This is a genomic window from Nocardia ignorata NBRC 108230, assembly GCF_001612905.1.
Classification (GTDB): Bacteria; Actinomycetota; Actinomycetes; order Mycobacteriales; family Mycobacteriaceae; genus Nocardia; species Nocardia ignorata.
This window is the reverse complement of sequence record NZ_BDBI01000016.1, coordinates 79,384-99,133: the sequence shown is the minus strand read 5'-3', so window position 1 is coordinate 99,133 and position 19,750 is coordinate 79,384. Positions and strand designations below refer to the sequence as shown.

22 protein-coding genes are annotated in these 19,750 nt (G+C 67.8%); 17 read left to right on the top strand and 5 right to left on the bottom strand.

Annotated features, from left to right (window positions below):
• Window positions 1–68 precede the first annotated feature (68 nt).
• The 4 genes from rplM to NI2_RS14260 all read left to right on the top strand — a co-directional run bounded on the left by rplM (window position 69) and on the right by NI2_RS14260 (window position 2,979).
• The gene (gene rplM, locus NI2_RS14275; RefSeq protein ID WP_022567307.1) at window positions 69–512 is read left to right on the top strand and encodes a 50S ribosomal protein L13; all 444 of its coding nucleotides are present in this window, start codon (window positions 69–71) and stop codon (window positions 510–512) included.
• Window positions 509–1,030: a 30S ribosomal protein S9 gene (gene rpsI, locus NI2_RS14270; protein ID WP_084457283.1), complete on the top strand. Its 522-nt coding sequence runs from the start codon at window positions 509–511 to the stop codon at window positions 1,028–1,030. Before rplM ends, rpsI begins: the two co-directional genes overlap by 4 nt.
• 139 nt (window positions 1,031–1,169) lie before the next feature.
• The gene (glmM, locus tag NI2_RS14265; RefSeq protein WP_067490928.1) at window positions 1,170–2,507 is read left to right on the top strand and encodes a phosphoglucosamine mutase; all 1,338 of its coding nucleotides are present in this window, start codon (window positions 1,170–1,172) and stop codon (window positions 2,505–2,507) included.
• Between the two features lie 130 nt (window positions 2,508–2,637).
• Window positions 2,638–2,979: a hypothetical protein gene (locus NI2_RS14260; protein WP_067490926.1), complete on the top strand. Its 342-nt coding sequence runs from the start codon at window positions 2,638–2,640 to the stop codon at window positions 2,977–2,979.
• Here the strand turns inward: NI2_RS14260 and NI2_RS14255 are convergent, their stop codons facing one another.
• Together NI2_RS14255 and NI2_RS14250 are read right to left on the bottom strand one after the other, a co-directional pair.
• A complete protein-coding gene (locus NI2_RS14255; protein WP_067490924.1) occupies window positions 2,980–3,399 on the bottom strand; it encodes a hypothetical protein in 420 nt (139 codons plus the stop codon).
• A gap of 7 nt (window positions 3,400–3,406) precedes the next feature.
• Window positions 3,407–4,993: an ABC-F family ATP-binding cassette domain-containing protein gene (locus NI2_RS14250; RefSeq protein WP_424991829.1), complete on the bottom strand. Its 1,587-nt coding sequence runs from the start codon at window positions 4,991–4,993 to the stop codon at window positions 3,407–3,409.
• A 200-nt stretch (window positions 4,994–5,193) separates the two neighbouring features.
• On the opposite strand from NI2_RS14250, the gene NI2_RS14245 reads away from it, so the two are divergent.
• The 6 genes from NI2_RS14245 to NI2_RS14220 all read left to right on the top strand — a co-directional run bounded on the left by NI2_RS14245 (window position 5,194) and on the right by NI2_RS14220 (window position 9,383).
• Entirely contained in the window at window positions 5,194–5,385 is a 192-nt protein-coding gene (locus tag NI2_RS14245; protein ID WP_067490919.1) for a PspC domain-containing protein, read from the top strand.
• Window positions 5,386–5,476: 91 nt separating this feature from the next.
• Complete coding sequence (locus NI2_RS14240; protein WP_067490917.1) at window positions 5,477–5,785, top strand: DUF6802 family protein; 309 nt, start codon at window positions 5,477–5,479, stop codon at window positions 5,783–5,785.
• Between the two features lie 87 nt (window positions 5,786–5,872).
• Window positions 5,873–6,199, top strand: a complete 327-nt coding sequence (locus NI2_RS14235; protein WP_067490915.1) for a hypothetical protein — start codon at window positions 5,873–5,875, stop codon at window positions 6,197–6,199.
• Between the two features lie 28 nt (window positions 6,200–6,227).
• Window positions 6,228–7,925: a hypothetical protein gene (locus tag NI2_RS14230; RefSeq protein ID WP_067490913.1), complete on the top strand. Its 1,698-nt coding sequence runs from the start codon at window positions 6,228–6,230 to the stop codon at window positions 7,923–7,925.
• Window positions 7,926–7,975: 50 nt separating this feature from the next.
• The gene (locus NI2_RS14225; RefSeq protein WP_067490911.1) at window positions 7,976–8,425 is read left to right on the top strand and encodes a hypothetical protein; all 450 of its coding nucleotides are present in this window, start codon (window positions 7,976–7,978) and stop codon (window positions 8,423–8,425) included.
• 181 nt (window positions 8,426–8,606) lie between these two features.
• Window positions 8,607–9,383, top strand: coding sequence for a serine/threonine-protein kinase (locus NI2_RS14220; RefSeq protein WP_067490909.1), 777 nt, complete (start codon window positions 8,607–8,609; stop codon window positions 9,381–9,383).
• 253 nt (window positions 9,384–9,636) lie between these two features.
• On the opposite strand, the gene NI2_RS14215 is transcribed toward NI2_RS14220, so the two are convergent.
• Window positions 9,637–10,491, bottom strand: a complete 855-nt coding sequence (locus NI2_RS14215) for an alpha/beta hydrolase (protein WP_067490907.1) — start codon at window positions 10,489–10,491, stop codon at window positions 9,637–9,639.
• A gap of 115 nt (window positions 10,492–10,606) precedes the next feature.
• On the bottom strand, window positions 10,607–11,764 hold the full coding sequence (locus tag NI2_RS14210) for an RNA-guided endonuclease InsQ/TnpB family protein (protein ID WP_243749855.1): 1,158 nt from the start codon (window positions 11,762–11,764) through the stop codon (window positions 10,607–10,609).
• 102 nt (window positions 11,765–11,866) lie between these two features.
• Between NI2_RS14210 and glmS the strand changes: the two genes are divergently transcribed.
• Window positions 11,867–13,744, top strand: coding sequence for a glutamine--fructose-6-phosphate transaminase (isomerizing) (gene glmS / locus NI2_RS14205; protein WP_067490905.1), 1,878 nt, complete (start codon window positions 11,867–11,869; stop codon window positions 13,742–13,744).
• 3 nt (window positions 13,745–13,747) lie between these two features.
• On the opposite strand, the gene NI2_RS14200 is transcribed toward glmS, so the two are convergent.
• Complete coding sequence (locus tag NI2_RS14200; RefSeq protein ID WP_067490903.1) at window positions 13,748–14,164, bottom strand: cupredoxin domain-containing protein; 417 nt, start codon at window positions 14,162–14,164, stop codon at window positions 13,748–13,750.
• 72 nt (window positions 14,165–14,236) lie between these two features.
• On the opposite strand from NI2_RS14200, the gene NI2_RS14195 reads away from it, so the two are divergent.
• The 6 genes from NI2_RS14195 (at window position 14,237) to rimI (ending at window position 19,728) form a co-directional block, all read left to right on the top strand.
• Window positions 14,237–15,679 (top strand): bifunctional ADP-dependent NAD(P)H-hydrate dehydratase/NAD(P)H-hydrate epimerase, encoded by a 1,443-nt coding sequence (locus NI2_RS14195; protein WP_067490901.1) that lies wholly within the window; start codon window positions 14,237–14,239, stop codon window positions 15,677–15,679.
• 48 nt (window positions 15,680–15,727) lie between these two features.
• Complete coding sequence (gene alr / locus NI2_RS14190) at window positions 15,728–16,945, top strand: alanine racemase (RefSeq protein WP_084476427.1); 1,218 nt, start codon at window positions 15,728–15,730, stop codon at window positions 16,943–16,945.
• On the top strand, window positions 16,942–18,012 hold the full coding sequence (locus NI2_RS14185; protein WP_067491198.1) for an alpha/beta fold hydrolase: 1,071 nt from the start codon (window positions 16,942–16,944) through the stop codon (window positions 18,010–18,012). The genes alr and NI2_RS14185 overlap by 4 nt, the downstream gene beginning before the upstream one ends.
• Window positions 18,005–18,460, top strand: a complete 456-nt coding sequence (gene tsaE / locus NI2_RS14180; RefSeq protein ID WP_067490899.1) for a tRNA (adenosine(37)-N6)-threonylcarbamoyltransferase complex ATPase subunit type 1 TsaE — start codon at window positions 18,005–18,007, stop codon at window positions 18,458–18,460. Before NI2_RS14185 ends, tsaE begins: the two co-directional genes overlap by 8 nt.
• Before the next feature lie 66 nt (window positions 18,461–18,526).
• Complete coding sequence (gene tsaB, locus NI2_RS14175) at window positions 18,527–19,216, top strand: tRNA (adenosine(37)-N6)-threonylcarbamoyltransferase complex dimerization subunit type 1 TsaB (protein WP_067490897.1); 690 nt, start codon at window positions 18,527–18,529, stop codon at window positions 19,214–19,216.
• Window positions 19,213–19,728: a ribosomal protein S18-alanine N-acetyltransferase gene (rimI, locus tag NI2_RS14170; protein WP_067490895.1), complete on the top strand. Its 516-nt coding sequence runs from the start codon at window positions 19,213–19,215 to the stop codon at window positions 19,726–19,728. The genes tsaB and rimI overlap by 4 nt, the downstream gene beginning before the upstream one ends.
• Window positions 19,729–19,750: the final 22 nt, after the last annotated feature.

Genomic DNA, 19,750 nt, shown 5'->3' with positions numbered 1-19,750 from the left:
GGGACAAATCTCGACTCCGGGATCCATAACAGTTGGCCGGCAACACCGACGACAGACAGGGAACGACTGTGCCTACGTACAGCCCCAAGGCAGGTGACGTCACCCGCAAGTGGTACGTCATCGACGCCACTGACGTAGTCCTCGGCCGTCTCGCCGTGCAGGCCGCTGGCCTGCTGCGCGGCAAGGGCAAGCCGACCTACGCACCCCACGTCGATGGTGGCGACTTCGTCATCATCATCAACGCGGACAAGGTTGCCATCTCCGGCAACAAGAAGCAGGACAAGCTGATCCACCACCACAGCGGACACCCGGGCGGCCTCAAGTCGCGCACTGTCGGCGAGGTGTTGGCGACCCGTCCCGATCGTCTCGTGGAGAAGGCCGTCAAGGGCATGATCCCGAAGAACAAGCTGGGCAACGCGATCGCGGGCAAGCTGAAGGTCTACGCAGGCCCGAACCACCCCCACGCCGCGCAGCAGCCGGTTCCGTTCGAGATCAAGCAGGTGGCCCAGTGACCGCTCCTGAAGAGTTCACCCCCGAAGAGTTCGACGCGGTCGACGAGACCGTGGTCGAGGTCGTCGAAGACGGCGAAGGCTACGACGAGGGCGAGGCCGTCTACGAGGCGTCCTACGAGCCGATCGTCATCGATCGTCCCGTGCAGACCGTCGGCCGCCGTAAGGAAGCCGTCGTCCGCGTGCGACTGGTTCCGGGCTCCGGCAACTTCACCCTCAACGGCCGCACCATCGAGGATTACTTCCCGAACAAGGTGCACCAGCAGCTGGTGAAGTCCCCGCTGGTGACCGTCGAGCGGACCGAGTCCTTCGACATCGTCGCCCTGCTGCACGGCGGCGGCCCCTCGGGTCAGGCAGGCGCCCTGCGTCTGGCCATCGCCCGCGCGCTGATCGAGGTCACCCCCGAGGATCGCCCCGCGCTCAAGCGTGCCGGCTTCCTGACTCGTGACCCGCGTGCCACCGAGCGCAAGAAGTACGGCCTCAAGAAGGCCCGTAAGGCGCCTCAGTACTCGAAGCGCTGATTTCGGCACTGCCGACCACCGTCTTCGCCTACCTTGGCTGAGGCGGTACGGTCTGCGGAGCACGTGTGCGAGAGCAGGCTTCCAGCACGGCTGGTCGCCTGCTCTCGTGCTGTATAGGGACCACCTACAAGGGGCAGGTATGGGACGGCTTTTCGGTACGGACGGCGTTCGTGGGCTCGCCAACGAGTCTTTGAGCCCGGAGCTGGCGATGCGGGTGGCCGGTGCGGCGGCGCAGGTACTCAGCCGGGGCAAGAAGCGTCCGGTCGCGGTTCTCGGCCGTGATCCGCGCGCCAGCGGCGAGATGCTCGAGGCCGCGGTGACCGCGGGCCTGACCGCCACCGGAGTCGACGTGCTGTCCGTCGGTGTGCTGCCCACCCCGGCCGTGGCCTACCTCACCGGCCTCTACGACGCGTGCTTCGGCGTGATGATCTCCGCCTCGCACAACCCCATGCCCGACAACGGCATCAAGATCTTCGCGGCGGGCGGGCACAAGCTCGACGACGCCGTGGAACAGCGGATCGAAGCCCTGATCACCGACGGCACCACCGTGCGCCCGACCGGCGCGGGCATCGGCCGCGTGCGCGGCGACTACACCGTCGAGGGCACCCACGAACGCTATGTCGAGCATCTGCTCGAATCGACCGGGGAGAACCTGTCCGGGCTCACCGTCGTGGTCGACTGCGCGCACGGCGCGGCCGCCGAGGTGGCGCCGCAGGTGTACCGGGAGGCGGGCGCGACGGTGATCGCGATCAACGCCGAACCCAACGGTCTCAACATCAACGACGGCTGCGGTTCCACCCACTTGGACGCGGTCCGCGCCGCGGTGCTCGCCAACGGCGCCGATCTCGGTGTCGCGCTCGACGGCGACGCCGACCGGTGCCTCGCGGTCGACGCCGCGGGCGAGGTGGTCGACGGCGACAAGATCATGGCGGTACTCGCGCTGGCCATGCGGGAGTCGGGTGAGCTGGTCGGGGACACCCTGGTGGCCACGGTGATGAGCAACCTCGGTCTGCATATCGCCATGCGCGAGGCCGGTATTCGCGTGCTCACCGCCGCTGTCGGTGACCGCTACGTGCTCGAGGAACTGCGTCGCGGCGGGTTCAGTCTCGGCGGCGAACAGTCGGGTCACGTGGTTTTCCCGCGCTACGGCACCACCGGCGACGGTGTGCTCACCGGGCTGCGGTTGATGGCGCGGATGGCGCAGACCGGTCGCGGGCTCGGGGACCTGGCGTCGGTGATGAGCACCGTGCCGCAGGTGCTGGTGAACGTGAAGGTGTCGGACAAGGCCGCGGTCGCGGCTGCCCCCGAGGTGCGCGACGCGGTGGCCGAGGCGGAGCGCATGCTCGGCGAGTCGGGCCGGGTGTTGTTGCGGCCCAGCGGTACCGAGCAGCTGGTTCGGGTGATGGTCGAGGCCACCGATCCGGCGCAGGCGCGTCAGCTGGCCGACGACCTGGCCAAGCAGGTCGCCGCCGTCTGATCCGCTGGCGTGCCGTCGCCGCTGCATCTACTATCGGCGTACGCCGTAAGGACCTGTGTGCCCGTGGCGCGTGTGCTCGCTCGGCGCACCGGAAAGTTAGGCGCGCAGCATGATTCGAAGGGGGCCGATCATGGCGCCGCTGCCTGCCCGCAACTACCAGGATCAGTACTACGAGTACGGCGAGCCACACCGCTGCGGTGGGGCGTGTGGACGGCCGGGCTGTCGTGAAGTGCCGCAGGGGTATTCGCCGACGGTGCCGATCCGCGACGAAGGATACGGTCAGCGCATCGAGGCCGAGTCGTCGCGCAGCGGCGCGGTGGCGGTGCCACGGCCCTCGCCGCGCTCACGGTCGCTGATCGTGGTTGTCGCGATCCTGCTCGCCACGCTCGTCGCCGGGTTGGTCGGGATCAAGTTCGGGTCCGATATCGACCTGTTCGGTGCGGCGGAAACCGCTGTGGTCCAACCGATCTGATCAGAACTGACCGGCAATGAAACCGGTGAACAGCACGAGGAAGCCACCGACCTCACCCACGATCAGCCCGTACATCGACAGTTTCAGCGCGCCGGAGATCTCGCCGGCGAACTGGTCGGTGGTGTCGCGGCGCAGGCCGTGCATCACGTAGCTGGCGATCGCCCCGGCGAAGAACGCGAGTACCACCAGGTCGGCGGCCAGATTCACGGGCGTGGGCCAGGCGCTGAGCTCGGTGAACACGGCAAGCACCAGGCCCGCGAAGGAATACATCAGGGCCGCGCGGTGCGCGATGTCGACGTAGATGTGCGCGGCGCCGTCGACCCGGATGCCGCGATACTTCCAGATCCCGAGCAGCAGGGCGCTCAGGAAGATCAGACCGGTGACGAGCAGCGTGACGCGGGTGTCGATGCCTAATGCCATGGGTGTCTCATTTCTCGGTGAGCAGCCCGGCGGCCATGTGCCAACGGCGGGTCGCTCGCACAGAATCCAGCATGCGGCGGTCGTGTGTCACCAGAATCAGGGTGCCCGTGAAGGATTCGACCGCCTGCTCGAGCTGTTCGATGGCGGGCAGGTCGAGGTGGTTGGTCGGTTCGTCCAGGACCAGCAGGTTCACCCCGCGCGCCTGGAGCAGGGCGAGGGCCGCGCGAGTGCGTTCGCCCGGTGAGAGCGTGTCGCAGGCCCGGATCACATGCGGACCGCGCAGCCCGAACTTGGCCAGCAGCGTGCGGACATCGGCGTCGGGCCAGTCCGGCATGGCCGCGCCGAAGGTGTCGACCAGCCGGTCGGTGCCGCGGAACAGGCCACGCGCCTGGTCGACCTCGCCGATGGCGACACCGGAACCCAAAGCGGCAGAACCGGAACCGGGGGCGATCTTGCCGAGCAGCAGCCCGAGCAGGGTGGACTTGCCCGAGCCGTTGGCGCCGGTGAGCACGATCCGGTCGGCCCAGTCGATCTGGGTGGTGATCGGTCCGAGCGTGAACTCGCCACGGGTGACCGTCGCATTGTTGGCGGTGGCGACCACCGCACCACTGCGCGGGGCGGTGGCGATCTCCATCCGCAGCTCCCACTCCTTGCGCGGTTCCTCGACCACCTCGAGCCGTTCGATGCGGCGCTGCGTCTGCCGAGCCTTCGCCGCCTGCTTCTCGGTGGACTCGGCGCGCGTTTTGCGGCCCATCTTGTCCGAGTCGTTCTTGCCTTTGCGCCGGGCATTGCGCACGCCGTGCTCGAGCCAGTTGCGCTGCATCTGGGCGCGTGCCTCCAAACCCGCTTTGGTGTCGGCGAATTCGTCGAACTGCTCGCGGGCGTGTTTGCGGGCGATCTCGCGCTCGGTCAGATACGCCTCGTAGCCACCGTCGTACATGCCGTACTGCTGCTGGGCCAGGTCCAGTTCCAGCACACGATTCACGGTGCGCGCCAGGAACTCCCGGTCGTGGCTGATCACCATCAGCGGCACCCGCACGCCGGTGACGAAACGTTCCAGCCGTTCCAGGCCGTCGAGGTCGAGATCGTTGGTCGGTTCGTCGAGCAGCAGAATGTCGAAGCGCGACAACAACACCGACGCCAGCCCGGCACGCGCCGCCTGGCCACCCGACAGGCCCGTCATCGGGGTGTCGAGACCGCCGGCCAGACCATCGATGAGGCCGAGTTCGGCCGCCACCTCCTCGGCCCGCTGCTCGAGGTCGGCGCCACCGAGGGCCAGCCAGTGTTCCAGCGCGGGGGAGTAGTCGTCGTCTCCGCCCTCGCCGAGGCGCTCGGCCGCAGCGTCCATCACCCGCTGCGCGTGCGCCACGCCCGTTCGGCGGGAGAGGAATTCGAGCACAGTCTCGCCTTCGATGCGCTCGGGTTCCTGCGCCAGGTAGCCGACGGTGGCATCCGGGGGGCTCAGTGTGATCGTCCCGTCGCCCGCGTCGCGCTCGGCCAGCATCCGCAGCAGCGTCGACTTGCCCGCGCCGTTCACGCCGACCAGCCCGATCACATCGCCCGGAGCGAGGGTGAAATCGAGGTCGGCGAACAGGGTCCGTTCGGCGTGTCCCGCGGAAAGGCCGCTGGCGTGCAATGTCGTGCTCACCGCTCGAGTCTGCCCGATCTCAGGGTGTGACCCTGAGATGGGGTGGCCCGAAATCAGGGTGCGGATGGGTCCGTCGACCGATGCCGGGGAGTGGCACCCGACGGCACTGTGGAGTCATCACCGCTCGACCAGGAAGGCACACCATCATGACTGCCCCCACCCGCCGCTTCACCCGCTCGACCAGCGACAAATGGATCGCAGGCGTCTGCGGCGGCATCGCCGACTACTTCGGGTGGAGCCCGAGCGTCGTCCGCCTCGCCTTCGTCGCCTCCTGCCTGCTGCCGGGACCCCAGTTCCTGCTCTACCTGATCCTGTGGCTGATCATGCCCAAGAAATAACACCCGACGTGGCCGTGAGCCGCTCGCGGATGACAGGATGGTGGAGTTCCGCCGCGCCGTCATCCGCGAGTTTCCCGTTTGAGGAGGAGCCATGGTCACCTCGGGCGACATCCCCGGCTTCGGCCTACCCGACATCGACGCGCACACACCCCTCGACAGCCTCGGCCCCGTCGAACTCAACTCCCCCTCCCAGGACCTCGACACCGACGGCGTAGCCGACTCCCTCACCCACACCGACCCCAACTCCACCACTATCTGGTCCGACTACGACGAGGACGGCCTCGCCGACCACGTGACGGTGATCGAGGAGGACGGGGACTATGCGGCGTGGGAGTACCACCGGCATCCGGATGGGACTTCGGAGTGGAGGAAGACTGATCAGGGGAATCTGGGAAAGTAGGGTATTCGTGGGAACCGGTGGAGGGGTTCGCGCGTCGAAGTAGGTAGGCGTCATCCGGGCGCCGTGTGTTCTGCGGAGGTGGGGGAGATGGGTACGCAGGTTTCCGGCGGTGTCGTCGTCGACAAGACGGCGATGGACAAATCGGTCAGCAGCCTGCGGGCAACTGTGACCGAAGTGCGCACGGCGGCAAAAAATGTGGCGAACAACGACTGGGGCGACGGCACCGAGGCGGGTCGTGCCTACGCCGCTCAGGGCGTTCGGATCTCACAAGGTCTGGACCGGGCCGTCACCTGGCTCAGGGTGTGGACGACTTCGGTCGAAGCCACCGCCGACGCTATCGGCAAGGCCACGGTGGAATACGCAGAGGTGGACAAGAACACTGCGCGCGCCCTCGATCAGGCAGCAGCGAAGTGAGCACTGACGTGCGGCGGGAGGTTCTGCGATGACCAAGACCGTTGATCAGATTCTCGATGACGGCGCGAAGGGGCTCCTCTATTTCGAGCAGCTGTTGCCGCTGTACCAGGAGGCGTTCGGCACAGACCTCGGTTGGCCGCTGCTGAAGATTCAGGCGACCTATGACCAGGAGCGCGAGATGAATCTCGCCAAGATGCAGGCGTCTGCCGATGCTCTGAAAGCGATGATCACTGTTGCCGACACACAACGAGGTGTGCAGCAGACCACGGCGAACAGCTTGGGGGCGAGCTGGCAGGGGGCGGCCGCAGAGGCCGGCATCGGGCGGCTGCGTGAGGTCGTCGGGTTCGCGGAACAAGATCGCAACCCGGTGCAGACCCTTGCGAACGCGATGTCGGATGCCGTACCAACCCTTCGGCAGATCGTGGAGCAGAAGGCGACGACTGTTCTACAGATCGCGGCCGGATACCGTGAACGAGGCGGGCAGACGGTGATCACGGTCAAAGAAATGCCCGCAGACGACATCCGGCGGATCATCGACGCCAGCAAAACCGGCGACATCACGGATATGTTGCTGAATACGTTGACCGACCTCGACGGCATCGAAAATCGGACCGAAGATGTCAAGCGACATTCCGATGAGTGGAAGCAGGCAGTCAAGGAGACCTGCAAGGAGTGGCTGGACGAGGTCTTCAAGCAGGCCTACAGCGACAAGCTCGATGTTTTCAGAGCCCAGTGCAACGTTGCGCAAACCGGCATCGAGGGCAAATTCAACTACCTCCAGGCGCTTGCCGACGCGATCCAAGAGCGTGCGTATCCGTCGGTCGCGGGGGTTGCTGCGGCACCGGTCGAGGAGCCCTCCAAGGGCGACCAGTCCGGAGCCAAAGGAAACCAGAACTCGGACGGTAGTTCCCCCGGTGCCGCCGAAGGCAGCCAGAACTCGGACGACCAAACCAGTGCCGCGGGCACGCAAAAGGGCGACACCTCGTCACCAGTCAAGACCACGACGCAGGACACCGACGACGACTCCGACGACGACAGTTCCGATACCAGCACCGCGCTGAGTACTCTCGCCACGACGCTCAGCGAGCTCGGGACGACGGTGTCGAGCGCACTGACCGGGGATCTCGGGAGTTCGTTGACTTCTGCGGTCGAATCGGTCGGCACCTCCGTCAGTGAGGGCATCGAACAGATGACGGAGCAGGCGAGCAGTCTGCTCTCGGGAGAGCACGAGGCGTCGTTCCAGTTGGGCGATACGAAGGTGACGATCCAGGCGGGTGCGGAAGGCCTGTCGTTGACGACGACAGGCGCCGACGGCCAGACAAACGAGTATCGGCTGACCTTGGACGAGAACGGAGTTCCCGTGGTCACCACGGAGTCCGGTTCGGAAGGCTCGACCGGCGATCAGGGCGAGACGGGTGTACTCGGCACGGGGGCACCGGAATCCGGGACAGGACAGGGCACGGCGGGCCTCGAAGACGCTGGGTCGGGAGCGGGGGGTGGCGCGGATGCCACGACGTCTGAAACTCCCGACCTGACGAATGCGCCGGTGACCAGCGAAGTCGGTGCGGGTGACCCCTCCTCGGGTTCGGTGGCCGGCGGCGTTCCGGTCGGTCCGCGGTCGCAGCAACAGGAGACCGACGGTGAACACACCTCGAGCGTCGAGGACCACCAGGCAAGCAATCCGGGTGACAGTGGTGCGGTCCTGGCCGAGGCGGGTCCACTGTGAGCACGGACAGAGCTGGCGGATCGCGCCGGACGCCGGGAGAATGATCCATCGTGGACTACGCGGCGGAGTTCGAGCAGATCGCGGCCGAGACCCTTCGGCGCTCGGTCATGCTGCGAGAGGAACTCGATGACATCGACCGGCAGACGGTAATTCGCGCCCAGCAGGTAGCTGCCAATGCGGCCCGACGCTTCGATGAAGTGGTGGAACTGCTCGCACAGGAGGCGGCCGAAGCCGAAATCGCCGAGCCACAGCCTGATTCACATGAGGTGCAGGAGGAGCGCATCCAGTCCATTGCCCGCGCTGTGGCCCCACCGCCGCCTCCGGTCTTCCCCGCAGAACCCGACCCGACCCTCACTCCTGAGCAGCAGCGCCAGGCCGAGATCCGCGCCGCCGTGGCGCGAGCGCGGGCAGCGAGGGAAGCGCGCTCGGTCGTTGCCCCCTCCGATGGTGACTACGACTCCGAATCGGAGTACTACCGGCGTTCGACCTGGCTGGACTGATCCTGCATATTGTGATGATTCGCCTCGGTATGGCCGGTGCGAGGGTGCGGGACGGTGCCGACTGTGGACCGCTGACGAGGGGAACGACTTGATAGGCGCCGGGTCTGTCGCAGGATACGAGTTAGAGCGCCTGCTCGGGCGCGGTGGGATGGGCGCTGTCTAGTTGGCGCGGCACCCGAGGTTGCCGCGCTCGGTCGCCGTCAAGGTGCTCGACGAGCAGATGTTCGGTGATGCGGAGGCGCGGGCACGGTTCGAGCGCGAAGCGGATCTTGCTGCGCGCCTGGATCATCCGAATATCGTCACCGTCTATGACCGGGGCGTCGACGGAAATCGGCCCTGGATCGCGATGCAATACGTGCCGGGGACCGATGCAGCAACAGTGGGAGTTCTCGAGCCTCTACGTGCTGTACGGATCGTGTCCGAGGTCGCCGAGGCGTTGGACTTCGCGCACAGTCGAGGTGTGCTGCACCGGGATGTCAAACCCGCCAATGTGCTGCTCGGGGCGACGGAGCAAGGTCGGCCGGAGCGTGTATTGCTGGCCGATTTCGGCATCGCCCGTTTGCATTTCGATCAGAACCCGCTCACGCAAACCGGAACATTCACCGCCACATTGGCTTACGCGTCGCCGGAACAGCTGGCCGGATCGGCTGTCGGTCCACAGTGCGACCAGTATTCGCTCGCCTGCACTCTGTTCGTGCTGCTCACCGGCGCTCCTCCGTTCGCGGCAAACAACCCGGTTGCGGTGATCCAGTCCCACATGTCAGCTGATCCGCCGGCGATCACATTGCAGCGACCGGACCTACCTGTCGGGCTCGACCATATGCTTCGCTGCGCGATGGCAAGCGCCCTGAGGATCGGTTCGGGTCGTGTGGTGAATTCGCCGGGGCAGTGCGGTCGGCGTTCCAGCCGGTCGGGGCCGCAGCCGGTTTCGGAACGTCGACTGCAGCGCGACGGATAGCCGTCACCATGGTCAGCCCTGCACCGGCACCCACGTCCGAGCCGGACCCGGGAAACGCGCCGCCCAGACCGCCGAGCATTCAGCGGCACCGCACCGAATCCCGCCCATCGAGTCGGCAGGTGCGACAACGAGCCGAGAACGTGGGCGTTGTCCTGGCCTTGGCCTGGATCATTGCACTGATATTGCTCGTCGTCCTGACGTGATCGGCAGCGCGGCGGGCCGTCGAATCAACCCGAGGTGCGTGAGGTTTCGGTCAGCCGCGAATGAGTTTGGCGATCGTGCCGACGGACAGTTTCGGCGCTTCCACTTCCACCTCGGCGTGGGGGTCGACGACCGTGGTGTGGGGGATGGCGGCTTCGGGGTCGGCGAAGGGTTTGTATTTCTTCTCGCCCTGGAGGGTGGTGAGGAGGTAGCCGGTGAGGAGGGCTCGGGTGGCCTTGTCGGTTTTGTATTCGTAGCGGCCCGCGCCGAGGGCGGCGAAGAGGCGCCGGCCTTCGATGATGCCGTTGTGGGTGGCGCCGTCGAGGCGGCGCAGGAGGCAGGGGCCCGACCAGGCGGTGGCGAGGGGGCGGGCGTTGGAGTTGATGGAGTCGAGGTCGTCGCCTGCCAGGATCAGGGCGGGGGTGTCGAGGTCGGTGGCGATGTTCTCCGCGGCGGGGGAAGTGGGCGCGGGGAAGAGGGCGGCGACGGTGGCGACGGGACGCTGGGCGGCGGCGATCACGGCGGCGCCAGCGCCCATGCCGTGACCGGCCAGGGCGAGCCGGTCGGGGTGGACGCTGATGGTGCCGTCGCCGAGGCGGACCTTGCTCACGATGTCGAGGGTGGTGAGCAGATCGGTGGCGAGGTCGAGGTGTGACGGGATCGGTCCGCGTTCGGTGTCGGGGGCGGCGACCACGAAACCCCACGACGCGATGTGCTCGAGCAGGCCCTTGTAGTTCTCGGCGCTGGTCAGCCAGCTGTGCGCGAACGCGACGGCGGGCAGGTTCAGCCCGGACTCCGGGGTATAGACCACGCCGGGTTGACCGGCGATGCCAAGGTTGCCACGCAGCACCCGGTGAGGACCGCGCATGGACAGGGTGCTCAGGAGCGATTTCACGGAGTCCGACACGGCGTGAAGAGTATCCGATCATTGACATCCTCCCCGGCCCGAGGCCCGGGATTCCTACCATCACCCTTGACGGGCGCCTTCGGTGGGTTCCTGTTTCACAGAGGCTTGCTTCCCGCTAGGCAGGAAGGCCGACAGCCCCTCCGCAGGCGTTTAACCTCTCGGCCTGCCCGGCCGCGAGGATATTGACCGCCGCGTTGAGGTCGCGGTCGTGCGTGACACCACAAGTGCACGTCCAGTTTCGAATGTGCAAGGGCATGTTGCCGCCCAGGGCACCGCACGCCGAGCACAATCGGGTTGACGGGAACCAGCGATCCACCTTGCCGAAGGTTCGGCCGTATCGGGCCGCCTTCTCTTCCAACAGGCGGGTGAACATGCCCCACCCGGCGTCGTGAACCGACTTCGCCAGCGGGGTGCGGGCTATACCCCTGACGCACAAGTCCTCGACGAACACCGCTTGGTTGTCGCGGATGATCGACGTGGAATACTTGTGCGCCCAATCTCGGCGCTTGTCAGCTACCTTCGCATGGGCTCTCGCGAGTTTCACCCGCGCCTTCGCCCTGTTCGCGGAGCACTTTTTCCTGCGCGACAACGTCTTCTGGGCCTTGCGGAGCTTGCGTTCGGCGTGGCGGAAAAATCGCGGCGAGGCGATCGTCTGTCCGTTCGACATCACAGCGAACGTCGCCAACCCCAAGTCGATACCGACCTCGGAATCCGATGGCGGCAGCCGCTGATCGCCGACCTGGACGACGAACGACGCGAAGTATCGACCCGCCGCGTCCCTGATGATCGTCACACTCGACGGCTCTGAAGGCAGGTCCCGCGACCAGCGAACCGTGACGTCGCCGATCTTCGGAAGACGCAACCTCGCGCCCGCAGTGATCGCGAAGGAGGCGTTGCGGGTGAACCGAACCGACTGACGAGGGTCCTTCCGGGACCGCCACCTCGGCGGCGCAACCCTCGGACCCTGGTGCTTGCCGTAGAGCGAAGCGAAGAAATTGCGGTACGCGGTGTTCAGGTCTGCCAACGCTTGCTGCAACACCACCGCCGATACCTCACCCAGCCAGGCCCGTTGCGGGGTCTTCTTCGCCGCGGTCAGCCGCTTCGACAGCTCCGCGTCGGAGATGCGTGGCAGTCCCTGCTCGAACGCTGCTTTACGGGCGGCCAACCCGTCGTTGTACACCACGCGTGCGCACCCGAATGCCCGAGCCAACGCGATCTGCTGGCCGGGCGAGGGGTCGATACGAAAGTTGTATCGGAGCTGCACGGTTGCCACGATATAGCCCCCGCAATGTCGGCGACTACTATTTGTGGTTGTGCCGGCTTCAGCTACCGCACCGAACGACACGCCAGCACACCTTCAGTAGGGTGGTGGACCATGTGCGGAATCGTTGGCTACGTCGGATACCGGGATGCGCTCGGCGTTGTCGTCGACGCGCTGCGTCGCATGGAGTACCGGGGCTACGACTCCGCGGGGGTGGCGATTCTCGACGGGAACGGGGGAATCGCGGTCGAACGCAAGGCGGGGCGGCTGGCGAATCTGGAAGCCGAACTCGACGTCGCCGACGGCGCGAAATTCGCCGGGACCAGCGGAATGGGCCACACCAGGTGGGCCACGCACGGCGCGCCGACCGACCGCAACGCCCACCCGCACCGTGACCCCTCCGGCAAGCTGGCCGTGGTCCACAACGGCATCATCGAGAACTTCGCACCGCTGCGTCGCGAACTCGAGGACGCCGGGATCGAGCTACTCAGCGACACCGACACCGAGGTCGCGGTGCATCTGGTGGCCCGCGCGTATGCCGAGGGGCCTACCGCAGGTGACTTCACCGCGAGCGTGCTCGCCGTGCTTCGCCGCCTCGACGGCGCGTTCACGCTGGTGTTCACCCATGCCGATCATCCGGGCACGATCGTCGCGGCGCGGCAGTCGACGCCGCTGGTCGTCGGGGTCGGGCAGGGTGAGATGTTCATCGCCTCCGATGTCACCGCGTTCATCGAGCACACCCGCGAAGCCGTGGAGCTCGGCCAGAACCAGGCCGTCGTGATCACCGCCGACAGCTACACCGTCACCGACTTCGACGGCAATTCCGACGTGACGAGCAGGCCCTTCACGATCGACTGGGACCTGGCCGCCGCCGAGAAGGGCGGCCACGACTACTTCATGCTCAAGGAGATCGAGGAGCAGCCGACCGCTGTCGCCGACACCCTGATCGGGCATTTCGTCGTCGACGAGAACGGCGGGCGGATCGTGCTCGACGAGCAGCGCCTCGCCGACCAGGAACTGCGCGAATTCGACAAGGTGTTCGTGGTGGCGTGCGGCAGCTCCTACCACGCGGGTCTGCTGGCCAAGTACGCCATCGAGCACTGGACGCGGGTGCCGGTGGAAGTGGAGCTGGCCAGCGAATTCCGTTACCGCGACCCGGTGCTCGACCGGTCGACGCTGGTGGTCGCGATCTCGCAGTCGGGCGAGACCGCCGACACGCTGGAAGCGGTACGCCACGCCAAGGAGCAGAAGGCGCGCGTGCTCGCGATCTGCAACACCAACGGCGCGCAGATCCCGCGCGAGTCCGACGCGGTGATCTACACCCGCACCGGGCCCGAGATCGGCGTGGCCTCGACCAAGGCGTTCCTGGCGCAGGTTGCCGCCAACTATCTGGTCGGCCTGGCGCTGGCGCAGGCGCGCGGCACCAAGTACCCCGACGAGGTGGCCCGCGAGTTCGCCGAACTCGAGTCGATGCCGAAGCTGATCGCGCGGGTGCTCGACACCGCGCCGCAGGTGCGTGCCATCGCCCGCGAGCTGGCGCACGTGCCGACGGTGCTGTTCCTCGGCCGCCACGTGGGTTACCCGGTGGCGCTCGAGGGTGCGCTCAAGCTCAAGGAACTGGCCTACATGCATGCCGAGGGTTTCGCGGCGGGCGAGCTCAAGCACGGGCCGATCGCGCTGATCGAAGACGGTCTGCCGGTGATCGTGGTGATGCCGTCGCCGAAGGGTCGCGCGGTGCTGCATTCGAAGCTGCTCAGCAACATTCGCGAGATCCAGGCCCGTGGCGCGCGCACGATCGTGATCGCGGAGGAAGGCGACGACACGGTTCGCCCGTTCGCCGACGACCTCATCGAGATCCCGGTCGCCCCGACCCTCTTCCAGCCGTTGCTGTCGACGGTTCCGCTGCAGATCTTCGCCGCCGAGGTGGCGCAGGCACGCGGCTACGACGTCGACAAGCCGCGCAACCTGGCGAAGTCCGTCACCGTCGAATAGGACTTATTCGACGGTGATCTGGCCGCGCATCTCGGGGTGCAGGGAGCACAGGTAGCGGTAGGTGCCGGGCTGGGTGAAGGTGTAGGACCATTCGCCCTTGTCGATGATGGGACTGTTGATGCCCATCGCCTTGTCGCCGATGCCCTGCACGTTGTGTGGGGCCTTGTCGGAGAACTTCCAGGTGACGGTTTGGCCGACCTTGACGGTCGCCTGGGCCGGGCTGTACTTCATGTCGCTGACCTCGACCGTGAGGGCGGCGTCAACCTCGACGCTCGGCGTGGTCGTGGTGCTGACCGGGCGGGGTTTGCGGGTTGTGGTGGTGGCGTTGTCCGAATCGCCGGAGCAACCGGCGGCGAGCAGGGCGGCGACCACGGTGAATCCGGCGGCAACCCGTGCGGCGCGGTGACGAACCATCGACATGGTTGTGCAGCGTAGTCTGCGAACGATCGCGGGACGGTCGTGGCCCGCGCGGGCGCAGGTGGGAGGCGAACGATGGTTGCTCGGCGTGACTATTTCACCGTCGATCAGGTGCGGGCGGCCGAGGCGGAACTGTTCACCCGGGTACCCGACGGTGTGCCGATGCGGCGCGCGGCGTTCGGGTTGGCGCGGGTGGTCGCCGATGAAGTGCGTTCGCGCACAGGGGGAGTGGTCGGACGTTCCGTTGGTCTGCTGGTCGGATCCGGTGACAACGGCGGTGACGGGCTGTGGGCCGGTGCGATGCTGCGGCGACGAGGGGTGGCGGTGCAGGCGGTGCTGCTGAACCCCGAGCGCGCGCATGCGCACGGGCTCAGCGCCTTTCGGCAGGCCGGTGGTCGAGTAGTCGATCGGCTGGGCGAGGTCGACGTGGTGGTCGACGCCATCGTCGGCATCTCCGGCAAGGGACCGTTGCGACCTGCTGCTGCGGAAGTGGTTGCCGCCATTGATGTCCCGATCATTTCCGCCGACCTGCCCAGTGGTGTCGACCCCGACACCGGGGCCATCGACGGGCCCGCCGTGCGCGCGGACGTTACGGTGACGTTCGGGTCTTACAAGCCCGTACATGCCCTGGCGCCTGCGAGTTGCGGCCGAATCATTCTGGTGCCCATAGGGTTACAGCTTCCATCTCCCACGCTGTCGCAACTCGATCCCGCCGAGGTCGGAGCCGAGTGGCCGGTACCCGGGCCGTTCGACGACAAGTACACCCAGGGCGTGACGGGCGTGTGCGCGGGCAGCGTCGAATACCCGGGCGCCGGCGTGCTGTGTACCGGTGCGGCCGTGGCGGCGACCTCTGGAATGGTGCGGTACGCCGGCAGTGACATCGAGGTGGTGAAGCGACTCCCGGAAGTCGTTGCCGCACCGAGTATCGAGCAAACAGGCCGGGTACAGGCCTGGGTCTTCGGGCCTGGTGTCGGCACAGACAAGCGCGACGATCTCGCCCGGGTGCTCGCCACGGATCTCCCGGTGATCATCGACGCCGACGGCCTCACCATCCTCTCCCACGAACCCGACCTGGTACGCGGCAGACAGGCCCCGACCGTCCTCACACCGCACGCGGGCGAGTTCGCCCGGCTCACCGGTGCGAGCCCCGACCCGGACCGGGTGGCAGCGGTGCGCGCCCTGTCCGAGCGATGGGGCGTGACAGTGCTACTGAAGGGCCGCGCCACCATCATCGCCACCCCCGGCGAACCAACCCTGGTGAACGACGCGGGCGGCTCCTGGGCCGCCACCGCAGGCTCCGGCGACGTCCTCGCCGGCATCATCGGTGCCCTCCTCGCGGCAGGCAAACCCCCCACCTGGGCAGCCGCAGCGGCAGCCCGAACCCACGCCCTGGCCGCCAACCTCGCCGCCCACGCAGGCGAAACCGCAGGCGCCCCCATCTCGGCCACCCCCCTCCACACCCACATCCGACCCGCCATCCGCCTCCTACGAGAACTGACCTCAACAGCCACCAACTGATCAAGCAAGAACATGGGTAACTCTGCGGGTACGGGCTACCGCGACCCGATGCTCGGTCTGGCCGCCGACGCACCTCCCCACGCACCTAAGTCTGGCCCGAGTTCCGGGGAGGCGGACCAGCCAGGCAGGATCGGGAGGGTGAATGCGCAAGTGGAGACGGTCATCGACCTCGACGCCATTGCTCACAACGTCCGCGTGCTGCGTGGCTTCGCGCAGGGTGCCGCAGTGATGGTCGTGGTCAAGGCCGACGGGTACAACCACGGTGCCGTGCAGGTCGCGCGTGCCGCGCTGGGGGCGGGCGCGCGGGAGCTCGGTGTCACCACGGTCGCCGAGGCACTGGAATTGCGGGCGGCGGGTATCGACGCCCCGATTCTGTGCTGGCTCAACACCATCGACGCCGACTACGGTGCGGCGATCCTGGCCGACGTGGAGATCGGGGTGTCCTCGCTGGAGCAGGTGCGGGTGGTCGAGCAGGCCGCGCGTAAGACCGGCCGGACCGCCACGATCTCGCTCAAGGTCGATACCGGACTGAACCGCAACGGCGTCTCGGTGACCGAGTATCCGCAGGTCCTGGCCGCCGTGCGCGCCCTCGTCGACGACCGCGTGCTGCGTTTGCGCGGGATCTTCTCTCACCTCGCGCATGCCGACGAACCGGGCAATCCCGCCATCGACCGGCAGCGGGAACGGTTCCTCGAGGCCGTCGCGCTGGCCAAGGAACACGGCCTGCAGCCGGAGCTGATCCACCTGTCGAATTCGGCGGCCACCCTCACCCGCCCCGACCTGCACTTCGACCTGGTCCGGCCGGGTATCGCGGTCTACGGGCTCTCACCGATCCCCGAGCTCGGCGACTTCGGATTGCGGCCCGCGATGACGTTGCAGGCCGAGGTCACCCTGGTCAAACGGGTGGCTGCCGGGGAAGGTGTGTCCTACGGGCACCGGTGGATCGCGCCACGCGACACCACCGTCGCCCTGGTACCCGCTGGATACGCCGACGGTGTGTTCCGTTCGCTCAGTGGGCGTTTCGAGGTGTGGCTCGGCGGCGCGCTGCGCCGTAATGTCGGAAGGGTGTGCATGGACCAGTTCATGGTCGACCTGGGCGACAACGTCGGCAATGTGCGCGCGGGCGACCGGGCGGTGCTGTTCGGTGGCGGCGCGGGACATCCGCACGCCCTGGACTGGGCGCGGCTGCTCGACACCATCGACTACGAGATCGTGTGCTCGCCACGCGGTCGCGCGGTCCGCCGTTACGTGGGGACCGGTCGATGAGGCGCCGTCAGGTGGTGCGCGGCGGGTTCGCCACCGCAGGCGTGCTCGGGGCGCTCGCCCTCGCCCACACGCTGCGCCGCATCGGCGCGCGGGTGCGCTGGCCCGCCGAACGCGACGAGTACCGCGACGAGAATTTCGCCCTGATCGATGAGGACGAGCCGGGTGAGGTCCGCGCCGACGACGGTGTGTCGCTGGCCACCCGCACCTACGGCGACGACACCGCCGAGGTGACGCTCGTCTTCGTCCACGGCTTCTGCAACAGCATGGACTCGTTCCATTTCCAGCGCCGCGACCTGGCCCAGCAGTGGGGTCCGCGGATCCGGATGGTGTTCTTCGACCAGCGCGGCCACGGCCGCTCCGGCACGCCGAGCACCGACAGCTGCACCATCGCCCAGCTCGGCCGCGACGTGGCGACCGTGATCCGCACCTGCGTGCCGAAGGGTCCGGTGGTGCTCGTCGGACATTCGCTCGGCGGGATGGCGGTGCTCGCGGCGGCCGCGCAGTTCCCCGAACTGTTCGCCACCAGGGTGGTCGGGGTCGCCCTGCTCAACACCGCCGCTGCCGAGGTCACCTCCACCGGCGTGCTGCAGCTGCTGCGGCATCCGGCGCTTGGCGTCTTCGGGCTGGCCGTGCGGTCGGCGCCCGCGCTGGTGCAGTTCGGGCGCTCGGCGAGCAAGCACGTGGTGACGCCGATCCTGCACGTCAGCTCGTTCCACGGGCCGGTGAGTCCCACGCTGTCGCGATTCACCACCATGATGATCGATCGCACACCCGTCGCCACCGTCGAGAAGTTCCTGAAAACGATTGAGTTGCACGATGAATCGGCCGCGCTGCCGACACTGAACAAGCTGCCCGTGCTCGTCCTCGGCGGCGCGCACGACATGGTGATCCCGTTCGAGAACTCGCGCCTGCTCGCCGAGGCACTGCCCAACTGCGAGCTGGTGAAGATCGGTGAGGGAGCGCACATGCCGCACCTGCAGTTCCCCCAGGTGACCCTCGACGCACTCGACCGGCTGCTCGCCCGCGCGGGCGCCGAGAGCTTCGGCGGGGAGGCCGTCGGTGGCTGACCCACGCACCCGCGTCCTGCCGTCCGTCGACGACACCGAGGCGCTCGGCCGCGAACTCGCGCAGACACTTCGCCCCGGCGATCTGGTGGTGCTCGACGGCCCACTCGGCGCCGGTAAGACCGCCTTGACCAGGGGCATCGCCGCCGGTCTCGGTGTGCAGGGGCGGGTGAGCTCGCCGACGTTCATCATCGCGCGCGCCCACCGCGCCGGGCAGCGACCCGACGGCTCGCCCGGGGTGCCGATGGTTCACGTCGACGCCTACCGGCTCGCCGGCGACCTCGACGAGCTCGATTCCCTCGACCTCGACACCGACCTGCACCACGCGGTCGTCGTCGTGGAGTGGGGCAAGGGCGTGGTCGAACACCTCGCCGACCGGCACTTGCGAGTGCAATTGGTGAGGGAACCGGAATCCGATGTGCGCACGGCTGTCTGGGAATGGATCGGCTGACGCGCGCGGACCCGATCCACCAGTGCGCGCCGGTCGCGGATACCACCCGGTATTGTTGAGACAATCATGCTCGTACTAGCAGTCGACACCGCGACACCTGCCGTTACAGCGGGATTGGTGCATCTGTCACCGGCCGACGACGCGGACTCCCGACCCGCCGTGGCCACCCTCGCCACCCGGGTGAAGGTCGACGCACGCGCCCACGCCGAGGTCCTCACCCCGCAGATCCTCGAATGCCTCGCCGAAGCCGGGGTGGCCCGCGCCGACCTCGACGCCGTCGTCGTCGGGATCGGGCCGGGCCCGTTCACCGGCCTGCGCGTGGGCATGGCCACCGCCGCCGCCTTCGGTGACGCGCTCGGCCTGCCCGTGCACGGCGTGTGCAGCCTCGACGCCATCGCCGCCGACAGCGCGGGCGAACAACGCGAGGCCGGCGAACTGCTGGTGGTCACCGACGCGCGCAGGCGCGAGGTGTACTGGGCGCGCTACCTCGACGGTGCGCGCGTGGCCGGGCCCGAGGTGTGCAAACCCGCCGACGTACCGATGGGCGACGCCGTCGCCATCGCGGGGTCGGCCGCCCACGTCGACGACTTCGACCTGCCGGTCCTGCCGAACGAGACGCCGTCGCCCGCGGGCCTGGTCGCCGTCGCCGCACCCGCCCTGCTTGCCGGTGCGGTGCCCGAGGCACTCGTGCCCCTGTACCTGCGTCGGCCCGACGCCGTGCAGAACAGCTTCCGCACCCTGGCGGGCGCCTCGTGACCTACCGCATCGCCCCGATGACCGTGCACGACATCGACCGCTGCGTCGAACTCGAACACCTGCTGTTCCCGGAGGACGATCCCTGGCAGGCGGTGTCGTTCCGGTCCGAACTGGCCGGCGCGCACAACCGCTACATCACCGCCCGCGACGAGAACGACACCATGGTCGGCTACGCGGGCATCGCGCTGCTCGGCGACAACGCCCATCCCGAGGCCGAGGTGCACACCATCGGGGTCGATCCGGAGTGTCATCGCGGTGGGATCGGGACCCTGCTGCTCGAGGCCCTGCTGGCGACGGCGGCCGAGCGCGGCGGCCCGGTGTTCCTCGAGGTCCGCACCGACAACGCGCCCGCGATCGCGCTCTACGCCAAGCACGGCTTCCACATCATCGGGTTGCGCAAGAATTATTACCACCCGAGTGGGGCGGACGCGTACACGATGCGGCGCCCGGAACTCACCGCCGCGGCCGACGAGTGGGCCGCGCGCGGTCGCCAGGACGAGGTGCTGTCGTGAACGGCGCGCGCTGTGCTGCCGT